General features: G+C 63.0%; 10 protein-coding genes and 2 CRISPR repeat arrays. All 10 genes read left to right on the top strand.

The genetic code is table 11. The features are described from left to right. Nucleotides 1-138: 138 nt before the first annotated feature. Nucleotides 139-820: direct repeats of the CRISPR family, unit length 30 nt; unit sequence GTTTCAGACGAACCCTTGTGGGGTTGAAGC. A 265-nt stretch (nucleotides 821-1,085) separates the two neighbouring features. Continuing rightward, complete coding sequence (locus AN233_RS01470; protein WP_058365100.1) at nucleotides 1,086-1,346, top strand: AbrB/MazE/SpoVT family DNA-binding domain-containing protein; 261 nt, start codon at nucleotides 1,086-1,088, stop codon at nucleotides 1,344-1,346. Nucleotide 1,347: 1 nt separating this feature from the next. Next, nucleotides 1,348-1,755 carry a hypothetical protein gene (locus tag AN233_RS01465; RefSeq protein ID WP_058365099.1) on the top strand — a complete coding sequence of 136 codons (408 nt, stop codon included), beginning with the start codon at nucleotides 1,348-1,350 and terminating at the stop codon, nucleotides 1,753-1,755. Between the two features lie 351 nt (nucleotides 1,756-2,106). Beyond that, on the top strand, nucleotides 2,107-2,919 hold the full coding sequence (gene cas6, locus AN233_RS01460) for a CRISPR-associated endoribonuclease Cas6 (protein WP_058365098.1): 813 nt from the start codon (nucleotides 2,107-2,109) through the stop codon (nucleotides 2,917-2,919). Beyond that, a complete protein-coding gene (gene cas8b, locus AN233_RS01455; protein WP_058365097.1) occupies nucleotides 2,916-5,069 on the top strand; it encodes a type I-B CRISPR-associated protein Cas8b/Csh1 in 2,154 nt (717 codons plus the stop codon). Before cas6 ends, cas8b begins: the two co-directional genes overlap by 4 nt. Next, complete coding sequence (gene cas7b / locus AN233_RS01450) at nucleotides 5,066-6,199, top strand: type I-B CRISPR-associated protein Cas7/Csh2 (protein ID WP_058365096.1); 1,134 nt, start codon at nucleotides 5,066-5,068, stop codon at nucleotides 6,197-6,199. Before cas8b ends, cas7b begins: the two co-directional genes overlap by 4 nt. After that, complete coding sequence (cas5b, locus tag AN233_RS01445) at nucleotides 6,199-6,987, top strand: type I-B CRISPR-associated protein Cas5b (protein WP_058365095.1); 789 nt, start codon at nucleotides 6,199-6,201, stop codon at nucleotides 6,985-6,987. The genes cas7b and cas5b overlap by 1 nt, the downstream gene beginning before the upstream one ends. Further along, nucleotides 6,984-9,653 carry a CRISPR-associated endonuclease Cas3'' gene (locus AN233_RS01440; protein WP_245625946.1) on the top strand — a complete coding sequence of 890 codons (2,670 nt, stop codon included), beginning with the start codon at nucleotides 6,984-6,986 and terminating at the stop codon, nucleotides 9,651-9,653. Before cas5b ends, AN233_RS01440 begins: the two co-directional genes overlap by 4 nt. Before the next feature lie 137 nt (nucleotides 9,654-9,790). After that, nucleotides 9,791-10,267 carry a CRISPR-associated protein Cas4 gene (cas4, locus tag AN233_RS01435; protein WP_245625948.1) on the top strand — a complete coding sequence of 159 codons (477 nt, stop codon included), beginning with the start codon at nucleotides 9,791-9,793 and terminating at the stop codon, nucleotides 10,265-10,267. A gap of 1 nt (nucleotide 10,268) precedes the next feature. Next, nucleotides 10,269-11,261 (top strand): type I-B CRISPR-associated endonuclease Cas1b, encoded by a 993-nt coding sequence (gene cas1b / locus AN233_RS01430; RefSeq protein WP_058365093.1) that lies wholly within the window; start codon nucleotides 10,269-10,271, stop codon nucleotides 11,259-11,261. Further along, nucleotides 11,261-11,521 (top strand): CRISPR-associated endonuclease Cas2, encoded by a 261-nt coding sequence (gene cas2, locus AN233_RS01425; protein ID WP_058365101.1) that lies wholly within the window; start codon nucleotides 11,261-11,263, stop codon nucleotides 11,519-11,521. The genes cas1b and cas2 overlap by 1 nt, the downstream gene beginning before the upstream one ends. Nucleotides 11,522-11,634: 113 nt before the next feature. Then, nucleotides 11,635-12,715: direct repeats of the CRISPR family, unit length 30 nt; unit sequence GTTTCAGACGAACCCTTGTGGGGTTGAAGC. Between the last annotated feature and the right edge of the window lie 94 nt (nucleotides 12,716-12,809).

Below are 12,809 nucleotides of genomic sequence, written 5' to 3'. Positions count from 1 at the left end.
AATTCCGCGAAATCGCGCTGATGTGTGTCGTCTATAACATCAAGCGCTTCGTCAAACAGTGAATCTCTACGCCTTACAGCGATTCAACACAGCCGGTTGAAGCCGATTGAGGACCAGCTACGCGACGCTATCCAGCGCGTTTCAGACGAACCCTTGTGGGGTTGAAGCCGCCCCCGGACGATCCACTGTCCTCGCTGATCGCGTGTTTCAGACGAACCCTTGTGGGGTTGAAGCGAACGTCGAAGACAGTGGTGTAGAGCCCGGCAGCTGTTTCAGACGAACCCTTGTGGGGTTGAAGCATGACCGCGCTCGTCGATGATCTCCACCCGACGGGTTTCAGACGAACCCTTGTGGGGTTGAAGCGACGCCTCGGCGCTCGCGAGCGTCGCGTCCGGAGAGTTTCAGACGAACCCTTGTGGGGTTGAAGCACACCTGCGGGTCCGTGTGGCGCGACTACAAGAACGGTTTCAGACGAACCCTTGTGGGGTTGAAGCGGCAGGGTCGCGGACGTGATCGGTGTCCTCCCCGGTTTCAGACGAACCCTTGTGGGGTTGAAGCAGCCGCTTCTCCGACGGGTTCACGAACAGGTAGTGTTTCAGACGAACCCTTGTGGGGTTGAAGCATGTGCGGGGCGCATGTGTGTGTGCGAACTTGGAGGGTTTCAGACGAACCCTTGTGGGGTTGAAGCCTCTCGGTAATTACGAAGAGGACATCGACACGACGGGTTTCAGACGAACCCTTGTGGGGTTGAAGCAGCTCATCGGGGAGACAAAACTGCAGCCGAAGAAGGGTTTCAGACGAACCCTTGTGGGGTTGAAGCGAACTCCACCTCGGAGCCTGGGACGAATATCCATTTCGTGGGAGAGCCAGCCCCGCCGGCTACGAAGCTTGGCTCCTCGATCATCTGAATCCCCCCGTCCAGCCAACACCGGGTGGAAGATACGGCTTCTGCCGTTAGAGACCATCTCTACGAACATGCACTACGCCACCCGGTCGGCGTCCGCGGTCGGCCGGGAGCGTTAGAGACCATCTCTACGAACATGCACTACCGCAATTTTAAGGTATTACGGTACGTATTACTGCATATGAGTACCGCAACGCGGATCACGGAGAAGGGACAGGCAACGATCCCGAAACACCTCCGTGACAAGTACGGTCTAGAGCCCGGTGACGAGGTCGTCTGGGTCGACACTGACCAGGGCATCGTCGTCAAAAAGCGTACTCGAACGAGCGGTCGCGGGATGCTCGTTCCGGACGACACGTCCGCGGAGAAACGCGAAGAGATCGCGAAAGAACTGGAACAGCGGGTACGCGACCGCCGCGATCAAAACTACGAGGAGGCGTAACGTGCCGACGTACACTGCGGACGCCGTCTCGTTGCTGGTGTACCTCGTGGACGGGCTACCCTCCCATGCAGATCAGGTGTTTGCCGAGGCCGAGGCCGGAGAGACGGTTATTCAGGCCCCGAGCACGGCACTCGCTGAGGTGTTGTACTCCGTCTCACGAGATAAGGATGTCCGAGGTGTCACACTCTCTGGGTCGCCGGACGAAGCACGTCAGGCCTTGATCGGAAACGGTCCGATTTCCGTTGCATCGATCGACGAAGCTGAACTTGCCGAGTATGCTTCCGTCGTCGGTGAGTTCAGCATCCATGACGGCCTGATCGTCGCGAGTCACCGAGCACGGGGAACGGACGCCATCATCACGACTGACGGCGTCATCTCCGATAGCGACTACGAAACCGTTTGGGAGTGATTGACCCGCCAACGTTCCGAGTGGCACCAGTCTCTCTCGGTCCCTTTGAGACCTCGTAACGATTGCGTTCGCGTCCACGAATTCCCAGAAGTGTCCGAAGATTGGGGATCAACAGAAACTACTCGACAAAAGGACCACCAGCGGGCCCATATGCACGAATCTGGACAGGAGATCCGGACGAGTTCTCAGGATGGTCAGATTTCGGTCTGATCGACCGTTCCGTAGAAATTAACCCTGGATTTCAGACGAACCCGAAGCGGGTTCACACAAACATTTATCACCCTGAACTAAGATGAACTACTACCGCGTAATGATTATTGACAAACACGATGGCGCCAGAAAAAGGAGTCCATGCGGGTTCTAGCCCGGCTCTCGGCGCGAGCGGACACCGCGTACGACAACGCGTACCACCACAAGCTTCGCGGACGGATGTGGCAGGCCCTGGAGGACACGGCGTACGAGGACACTCACGACACGGACGACCCACCGGGATTCACCTTCTCGAATCCGTTTCCTCCGGGAGACATGCGGGAGGGTGACGAACGGACGCTGCTCGTCTCGTCTCCGGAGGAACAGCTCCTGACGCACGTCGCCCAGGATCTCCAGCGAGAGCCCGAGTTAAATATCGGCGAAATGCCGTTCCGGGTCGAGGACCTCTCCGTCCTCGATCCCGACGTGGGTGAACCGGGAAGCTCGGGCGTCCTCGAAACCGGAACCGGGCTCCTCGTCCGGATCCCGCCGTGGCGCTGTGAGGATTACGGGATCGACCACCCCGGCGGTGACACGGCCGCGTACTGGCGGCCGGAGTACGGGACTGAGCCGCTCCGCACCCAGCTGGAGGCGAACCTCGACGCCAAACACGGCCGGCATGCACCCGAGCACCTCCCGGGTCCCAGCGAGAGGCCCGGAGAGCTGTTCGAGGAGTTCGAACTCCTGAAGACGTTTGCCGTCCCCGTCGAGGTGACGCAGGGACAAACCCTAACGTACGTGTTGAGCAAGTGGCGGTTCCCTTACACCGTCCGGGACGACCACCACCGCCGACACCTCAACCTCGCCCTCTCGTGTGGGCTCGGGGAGCGGAACGCCCTCGGACTCGGGTTCCTGAACGTCGCTGAGAAGCAGGGGCCGTTCGGCGAGCCGGCTCCGGAGGTTCACGGCGCGTGAGCCTGCTACCGACTCCCGCGGAGTTCAGGAAGGACTACGACGATGACGAGCTCGCGGGCGAGCTCCCGGACCGTCCGATCTCCTCGCTCCGCGACCTCCAATACCTGTACGGCCGCCTCTACACGCTCGCGACTGCGGGCGGCGGCGAGTATGCTTCCTATCTCACGCCGGAGAAATCGACCGACCTATTCGGCGAGCCCGAGAGCCTGGCGATCCTTCGCGTGGACCTGTCGGGAGACGAACCCAGACTCGATCCCGAGCGACCGGTCGAGTTTCGTCAGTATACGCGAGACGACGTGGAGGCTGTCGCTCATTCGTGGTACAATGCGGCGCGGGGGTTCGACCACAGCATCACGCATCGGACAGGTGCCGGGAAGGAACCGGAAAAAGTCGCGGAGTATCTGCACCAGCGGCTCAGCTACTGGGCCGCGGATGACGTGATCCAGGATGCCGTCACGGACCACGAAGACGGGTGGATCGTCGAAGCACTTGCCACACTCGGCGACCGAGACGGGACCGAGGAGGCGATCGTCGATGCGGTACGAAAGCGGATCGACGGATCGACGACCGCGCTGACCACCGTCGCGGTCAAGCTCGACCCGGACGGCGACTATGAGCTTCCGGGCGCGTGCGGTACCGACGTGTTCAACGAGGCGATGCGCACACGAAAGCGTTCGAAGCTCGTCTCGAAGGGTACGGCGACGAACTCCGTCGGCGACGCGGTCGACCTCGTGACCGGCCGCAAGGGGCGGACCGTCGGGACCGCCGAGGACCCCCTGAACTACTTCCTCGGCAAGCAGCTGGAGAAGTTCCCGGGGCTCGACCCCGACGAGGCGTGGCGCTCCCACCCGGTTTCGGAGGACGTGGCCGTCACGTTGATGAACGCGTCAACGTTCGTGGACGCCTGTTCGTACTACACGCTGGAGTCGAACATCTACTACCTCCCGTACTTCTTCGGGCGCCCGACGCCGAAGGACGCGAGAGACCTCTACTGGATGCTCTACAACGTCGCCGAGGAGGGGGACCTGACGCCGGTCGAGCAGGTGTACAAGCAGTACACACACGAGAACAGTCAGATCGCGAACGCGGAGCGGCTGCAGTTCTACGTCGCCGCGGTCCTCCAGCACCAGACCAAGCGGTACGACGTCTTTGGAGACAACATGAACGCCTCGCTGATGTCTCCGGTCGACCTCGCTCGCGAACACGCGTCCGTCCTGGCGTCATGGGCGTTCGACGACGACGCACGGCTCCCGCACCCGGACGTGCGGCCCGCGCTGCCGACGTTCGACAACTGGCCGCTCCTGCGTGAAGACGTGGAGACGTTGGTCGGCACCATCGCCGGGGGTGCCTACTTCCGAACGACGTTCGGGGTACCGGACGATGACGACACGGTGTCGGCCGACGACCTCCGGATTCAGGCGCTCGTCGCGGCGCTTACCGGGGGATCGATCCCCGTCGAGCGCTTGCTCGAGGAGTACGTCGACCGGCTGATCGAGGAGACTGACGAGGAGTTTCCCACGGTGTACGTCGCCATGCAGCACGCACAGCTCAGCGCGCTCGCGGCCGCGGACCTGCTCGCGGGCGACGACGAACCACTCACGAAAGCGCCGAACTACGCAACCCCTCAGATGACGAACGACACACCATTACGCGCACGGACGGACGGCGGATCGACGGCCGTCAAACGGGCGCAGAAGCTCGAACAGTTCCTCACGGAGACCCCAGCGCTGTCACCGGACAACCCACAGCGCCGCGGCGGCTTCCTGCTCGGCGTCCTCGTCGGGCAGGTCTCCAGTTATCAGCAGTCCTCGGAGAACCGGTCGACGACCCTCATCGACCAGTACTCGATCAAGTCCGTCACCGGATCGAAGATCGAGCGACTCGCGGGCGACGTCCTCGACAAGAACGTCGTCTACTCCCGGGAGAACCGGATGTCGTCGACGATGTACGCGGAGGTCGTGGACGAACTCGTGGAGACGCTCCCACGAGCCGAAGCCGAGGGCGGCTGGGAGATCGACACGAGCGAGCTACGGTACTACTACGCGCTCGGCGTCGCCTACGGGATGAACAACTGGATCCCGAACGACGAGGCGGACGAACAGACTGACGAACAGGCCGACGAGAACGCCGACACACCCACCAACCGATGAGTGAACACGCCTACGCAGACGAGGAGTACGAGTCCGTCGAGAACCGTTCCGAGATCGTTTTCTGTTACGACGCCGTCGACGCCAACCCCAACGGAAATCCCCTGAGCGGGGCGAATCGCCCCCGTATCGACCCGCGAACCGAGCAGGCGATCGTCACCGACGTGCGTCTGAAACGGTACCTTCGCGACCAGCTGGACGCCGACGGGCACGGCGTCTACGTGCGCAACGTCAAGGGGGAAGAAGGGAATCAGGCCCAGCGCTGGGAACTTCTGGAGAACTGTCTCAAGTCTCTCGATCCCGACGACTGGGACCTCGGCGATCTCGATGACGAGGAGGAAGCCGAACTCCGCGAGGCGGTCTTCGGTGCCTTCCTGGACGCCGCCGCCGACGTTCGGTATTTCGGCGCAACGATGAGCATGGACATGCAAGGGACCTACGAAGGGTTCGAGGAGTATCTCCCGGGCCACTTCACGGGGCCCGTACAGTTCTCGCCTGGGAAGACGATCCACGCCGTCAACGAGAACGAAGAGTACAACAGCCTGACGAGCGTCATCGCGACCGGGTCCGACAAGGAGCAGGGCGGCTTCGACCTCGACGACCACCGCATCCAGTACGGATTCATCGCGTTCCACGGGCTCGTCGACGAACACGGCGCTGAGGACACGAAACTGGCTCCGACCGACGTCGAGCGGCTGGACACGCTCTGCTGGCGGGCGATCAAGAACCAGACGATCAGCCGGAGCAAGGTCGGTCAGGAGCCCCGTCTCTACCTCCGCGTCGAGTACGCGGACGAAGGGTTCCACATCGGCGGACTGAGCCGCGAGATCGGCGTCGACAAGGCCGCGTCCGAGCCCGTCGAGGAGATCCGGACCGTTCGCGACCTCACCGTGGACGCGACGACCCTGATTGGTCGCCTGAACCGCCACAGCGACCGGATCGAGCGCGTTCGCGTCGCGGTCAGCGATGTCCTGGACCTGACGGCCGACGGAGAGCACCTGACGGCCGGTGACGGGACGGAGGACCACGGCTTCCACGACGCGCTTCGTGAGGCGGTCGGCGACGACGCTGTCGACGTGATCGACGTCTACGATGAGGCCGCAGGGACGATGCCGACCACCTCCGGCGACTGATGAGCGATCGCTCGTCCGGGGATCTGGTTGACGCATGCGACGAGGCGGCGGAGTGCCTCTCCTTCGAGCTCCGCGGTCCGTGGGGCCATTTCCGGCGTGTCGAGGGGAACATCGTCAAGCAAACCTATCGGGTCCCCCCGCGGACGACCGTTGCGGGGATCGTGGCCGCGATCCTCGGACTCGACAGGGATAGCTACTACGACGCATTCGGTCCCGACCGGTCCGCTGTCGCCGTCGAACCCCTCACGGAACTGCGAACGATGAACCTGCCCCAGAACACGCTCTCGACGGCCAAAGAGCACATGAAAACGGTCCCGACGCGAGGGCACGCACGCATCTCAATGCCGGATCCGACCGAGCTCCGTCAACAGCACAACTACGAGGTGCTCGTCGATCCCGCCTATCGAATCGATCTCCGGCTCGCCGACGAGGCGTTGTTCGACGACCTCCGCGGCCATCTGGAGTCGGGAACGAGCCACTATCCACCGAGCCTCGGTCTGTCGGAACATCTCGCTGAGGTCGAGTACCTCGGGACGCACGACGTGCAACCGTGCGAGACTGGAGACGTGGCAGTCGAATCGACCGTGGTCGAGGCGGTGGACGACATCGAACTCCGGCCAGGATCACCAGTTCGGGTCGAGCGTTCGCCCGGGTTTATGGCCCTGGACGACGGCGGTCGGACGACAACCGGGTTCACCACGATCGCCTACTCACCGGAAGCCGAGCCGGTACACGTCCACGACGTCGAGACGGCCCGCGTCGACGGTCGTCGGGTGATGTTCGGGTGACCGAATTGGACATCGACTCGCCGCCCTCACACCTGCGAACGGCAGACGGTGAGGCGGTTCCGCTCGACGTGCATCTCGCGGACGTCGCCGAGCGCGTCGAGGCAGTCACCTCCGACGCGGCAACGACCGCGGGCGGAAGCCGGGTCGATGAGATCGGCCGTCGGGTCGCATGGATACACGACATCGGAAAGCTCACGACGTGGTTCCAGGAGCATCTGCACGCAGCGGAGGGCGCACCGCCCGTCGACGGACCGTCTCATCACGCACCGCTGGGCGCGCTGGTCGCGTACTACGCGCTCGATGTCGCCGGGTTCGGCGATGACGACCCCCTGGTCGGTTTTCTGGCCGTCGCAAAACATCACGGGCGGCTTCCGGACACGGCAGGATACGTCCGAAGGGCGGCCGCTGACTTCGACGCGGGACCGCTCCGCCGACTCTTCCGCGTCGAGGCGTTCGAACAGATCGGGAACATCGACGAGAACCAACAGGAAGTCGCCGATGCACTCATCCACCGCGCGACCGGTGGGGCGGGGTCGTGGGTGGAGTTTTGCGAGTGGGCCGAGCGGGCGCGCGACCGGGGCCAGATCCTCGACATCGCCGAGCACGTGCTCGGTGGCCCGGGTCTCGCACTCGAAGCGCCGGACCTCCTCGAAGCCGGGTTCTACGACGGATGCCTCCAGGTCTGGAGCAGCCTCGTGTTGGCGGACAAGACGAGTGCCAGGCATCTAACACAGACCGTGGATCTACCGCTTGCGGCTTACGAGGGAACGACCCCGAGACGGACGGCGATCGACGCGAAGATTCGATCGCTCCACCGCGACGCCGACCGTGAGGGCATCGACGACCGAACCCGCACGCTAAACGAGAAGCGCGAACGGGCACGGAGAGCAGCGCGGTCGCGGGCGCGGACGTTCGCGGAATCCGACCGAGCCGTGGCCACGCTCACGCTGCCGACCGGGCTCGGGAAGACGCTAACTGGGCTCGACGCCGGATTGACGGTGCTCGACCATAAGCCCGGGAACGGTCGACTCGTCTACGGACTTCCGTTCACCTCCATCATCGACCAAGTCGCAGACGTAAGCGAGGAGGTGTTCGACAGTGATCGCGTCGAGAGCGACGTGCTGACGGTAGATCACCACCTCTCGGAGACGAGCGTGCCGCTTCCGGACGCGGTCACTGAGTCCGAGGAAACGCCTGACGACTCACTCGCCGACGCGGAGTCGGTTCTCGGAGAGAGCTGGCGGTCGGGGATGGTCGTCACGACGTTCGTCCAGTTGTTCGAGAGTTTGGCCGGGCCAGCGAACGTCGAGTCGATGAAGCTCCCGTCGCTGTACGACAGCGTGATCGTCCTCGACGAACCACAGGCGCTTCCGCACCGCTGGTGGGAGCTCGTCTCTCGGCTGATCCAGCTGCTGATCGAGGAGTACGACGCAACGGTGATAGCCATGACCGCCACGCAACCGAAGCTCCTCGACGACGAGGGTGATGAACCCGTCGAGCTCGTCCCGGATACCGAGAGCTACTACGAGGGCCTCGATCGGGTCCGATTCGACCTACATCGGTCCGTCGAGGCAGCACTCGATGGCGACCCCGAACCAGTTGGGTACGACGACGCTGCGACACGGATCGCGGACGCCGCAACGGAGGGTTCCTCCGTCCTCTCCATCTGCAACACCATCGACAGTGCCCGAGAACTGGCCGAGTCGGTCGTCGAGTACGCTGATCCGATCGTGGTCAACGAGGAATACGATCAACTGCTCTCGGGCGCGGACCGGGACGAGGAAAGCGGAGAAACCACGCCCGCGGAGACGATCGCACGAGCACTCGACGGACGGTCCGACGACCGGCCGCTTTTCGTCCACCTCACGACGCGCCACCGGCCCGTCGATCGCCAGCACCTCATCGACGTCGCAGTCCGGCTGACGGAACGCGACCTGCCGGTGATTTTCGTGTCGACACAGCTCGTCGAGGCGGGCGTCGACATCAGCTTCGACCGCGTATTTCGGGATTTCGCCCCGCTCGACGGGCTGGTACAGGCTGCCGGCCGGTGTAACCGCTCGTTCGACCGGGACACTGGGCTCGTGACCGTCTGGGCTCTCGAACCGCCCGCAGATCGTGAGCGAACGCCATCCGCCGCCGTCTACGACTACGGTGGGAATAGCTTGACCAAGCTCACGGCACGGGCCCTCGCGGACGTGTACGAGGGACGGCCGATGGCCGAGTACGCCGTGACACGAACGGCCGTCGAGTCCTACTTCGAGAAACTCGATGAACGCGGCGTCGGCAATCCCGAGTACGTCGAGTACGTCGAGAAGGCGAACGCGGAGACGCTCGGTCGACTGTCGCTGATCGATCAGCGGCCGGCGGCTGAAGTGGTCGTCACGCGGACGCCCGCGGAGACGGCTCACGTCGAGGAGTTGAAACGGGCCTACCGCGAGTACGACTGGGAAACGGTCGAACGGAAGCAGCGCCTGTTGAAACCGCAACAGGTGTCCGTGCCGATGTACGACAACGAAGCTGAGGAGACGTTTGCACACTGCGACCCGATCCACGAACGGGACGGTCGGCTCCACGTCGAGACGCACACGGGGCGGTTCGATGAGTACTTCGACGCGGTCGAAGGCGTCGTGACCCCGGACGACACGGTGGAGGCGCGACTCCTGTGACACCGCCGACCGGTCCCGACGAAAACGATGACGCTCGGAACGATGGCGAGAACGAAGCTGAGAATGCGGACGATGTCGACCCCGTCGATCGGCTCCGGAGGACGGCTGCGGGCGACGCGGAAACCGACCCGTTCCGCGTGACCGGCGTGATGATGCAGTATTACGTCGTCTGCAAGCGGGAGTTGTGGTTCGCCAGCCGCCACCTGGAGATCGATCGGGAGAACCCCGCGGTCGTCCGCGGCCAGCGCGTGGACGACACCGCCTACGAGGAAGAACGCGAGAACCTGTCGCTCGGGATGGTGTCGCTCGATCTCCTGCAGGACGGTCGCGTCGTCGAAGTCAAACCCTCCTCGTCGCTTGAGGAGCCGGCGACGATGCAGCTGTCGTACTACCTCTGGTACCTCGAGGAGTTCGCGGACGCCGAGCGAGATGGGGTGCTCGTTCATCCGACCGAACGACGCCGCCAACCGGTCACGCTCGACGCCGACCGCCGCGCGAAAGTCGAGGACACGATCCGCGGAATACACGAGGTTATCACGAGCGATACGCCGCCGGAAGCGACGGAGAAGCCGTTCTGCTCGGCCTGTGCGTACCACGACTTTTGCTGGTGTTAACATGGACAAGAACTATCACGTATTCTCCGACGGGCGCATCGAACGGCGCGACGACACGCTCCGTGTCGTCACCGACGACGGGGACAAGAAGCATATTCCCGTGGAGCATGCCGAAGCCGTGTTTCTCCACGGACAGATCGACTTTAACACGCGGTTCGTCTCGTTTCTCAACAGTGAGGGTGTCGCGGCACACGTCTTCGGATGGAAAGACTACTACTCGGGGTCGGTGATTCCCGAGAAGGGACAACGGTCCGGACGAACGGTCGTCGCGCAGGTGAACGCGTACGAGGACGAACAGCAGCGACTCCGGATCGCCCGAGAGTTCGTCGCCGGAAGCATTCACAACATGCGGGCGAACGTCGCGTACTACGACAGCCGGGGACGAGAGCTGGAGCGGTCTCTCGATGAACTCGACGCGGCCGCGGAACGTGTCGACGAAACAAATGACGTTGCCGAGCTCATGGGAGTCGAGGCGACGGCTCGAAAGGCGTACTACGCCACGTTCTCGACCATCCTCCCCGACGAGTATCCCTTTCGGAGCCGCGAGTTCGATCCACCGACTGACGAAGTCAACAGCGTGATCTCGTTCGGAAACTCCCTGGTGTACGCCAACTGCGTTTCGGCGATTCGCGCCACCGCGCTCGAGCCCAGCGTGAGCTACCTCCACGAGCCCGGCGAGCGGCGCTACTCGCTTTCACTCGACATCGCGGACCTGTTCAAGCCCGTACTCGCCGACAGGGTGATGTTTCGGCTCTTCAACCGTGGTCAACTATCCGGTGACGATTTTCGCTCGGAAGTGGGCGCTTGCCTCCTCTCAGAGTCGGGGCGCAAGACGTACACGAAGGAGTTCGAGAAAACGCTCGAAGAGACCGTCGAGCATCCACGGCTCGACAGGAACGTGAGTTATCAGTATCTGCTCCGGCTGGAGGCGTACAAGCTGAAGAAGCATCTCCTCGCCGGTGAACAGTACGACGGATTCCGGAGGTGGTGGTGATCTACGTCGTACTCGTGTACGACATGGAGGCTGAACGGACACAGCGAATGCTGAAGCTATGCCGACGGTACCTTACCCATGTACAGAACTCGGTGCTTGAGGGACACATTACCGAGGGGGATCTCACCGCACTCCGGAACGCTATCGAAGACCTCCTCATTACCGGCGAAAGCGTGATCATCTACGAACTCTCCTCGGAAGCTCTCGTCGACCGTGCCGTCTACGGTGACGATCCCGCCGAGGACAGCCGTTTTCTCTGAGGGCTGTTGCGCCAGTTGTCGACCCCCGGGGGTTTTCGGGACTATTGCAGGTCGACGGAAACACTTGTGTATGCACAAGGTATAGCGGGCGTGTGGTGCCCGAATTGACCACCGTTTCAGACGAACCCTTGTGGGGTTGAAGCGAGCTCGGGCGGCTCGTCGACGAGCTCGACCGGAGCGTTTCAGACGAACCCTTGTGGGGTTGAAGCTTCTTTGTCGGGGTCGAGCGCGGCGATCCCGAAGGTGTTTCAGACGAACCCTTGTGGGGTTGAAGCACGGCGACGGTCGAGGACGGCGACGGCGGCGACGAGTTTCAGACGAACCCTTGTGGGGTTGAAGCGACGGTGCCGCCGGACCACACCACGCTTGCGGGCGTTTCAGACGAACCCTTGTGGGGTTGAAGCGTCTCCCGCGGGGTGCCCGACGCCGAGTCGGTGAACGTTTCAGACGAACCCTTGTGGGGTTGAAGCGCCGACGACTTCGCGGACCTGTATGCGAACGGCTCCGTTTCAGACGAACCCTTGTGGGGTTGAAGCGCCGACGTACACCTGCGGGTGCGCTTCGGTGGCGTCGTTTCAGACGAACCCTTGTGGGGTTGAAGCCGCCCTCCTCGAAGCGCGGACCGCGCCAGTCACCCGTTTCAGACGAACCCTTGTGGGGTTGAAGCCTCGCCCTGTTCCGTCTGGATCGGGCCGCGGTCGCCGGTTTCAGACGAACCCTTGTGGGGTTGAAGCGTCGATCGCGTCCGCGACGAGTAGCGCGGAAGGGGTGTTTCAGACGAACCCTTGTGGGGTTGAAGCCGGTGGTCGGCATGAGCGGCGGCGTGCCCTCCCCGTTTCAGACGAACCCTTGTGGGGTTGAAGCCAGATACTCGGCCCGTCGTCGTCCGGGTCGTTCTCCGTTTCAGACGAACCCTTGTGGGGTTGAAGCACCTCGGGCCGCACTTCGATCCCGGAGAAGTCCACGGTTTCAGACGAACCCTTGTGGGGTTGAAGCCGGGTTGTCCATGCTGGCTCGGATCAGCGACACGTAGTTTCAGACGAACCCTTGTGGGGTTGAAGCCGCGGCTACCTCGTCCTCTCCCGCCCCGACCGCGGCGTTTCAGACGAACCCTTGTGGGGTTGAAGCCGCGTATCTCGCGGCGTTACCTTCGGCTCGCGGCGGGTTTCAGACGAACCCTTGTGGGGTTGAAGGGCTGTGTTGAATCGCTGTAAGGCGTAGAGATTCACTGTTTGACGAAGCGCTTGATGTTATAGACGACACACATCAGCGCGATTTCGCGGAACTC

Origin of the sequence: Haloparvum sedimenti (genome assembly GCF_001462205.1) — an archaeon.
GTDB lineage: Archaea > Halobacteriota > Halobacteria > Halobacteriales > Haloferacaceae > Haloparvum > Haloparvum sedimenti.
The sequence above is the reverse complement of the archived record's forward strand: the minus strand, read 5'-3'. Positions and strand labels throughout refer to the sequence as shown.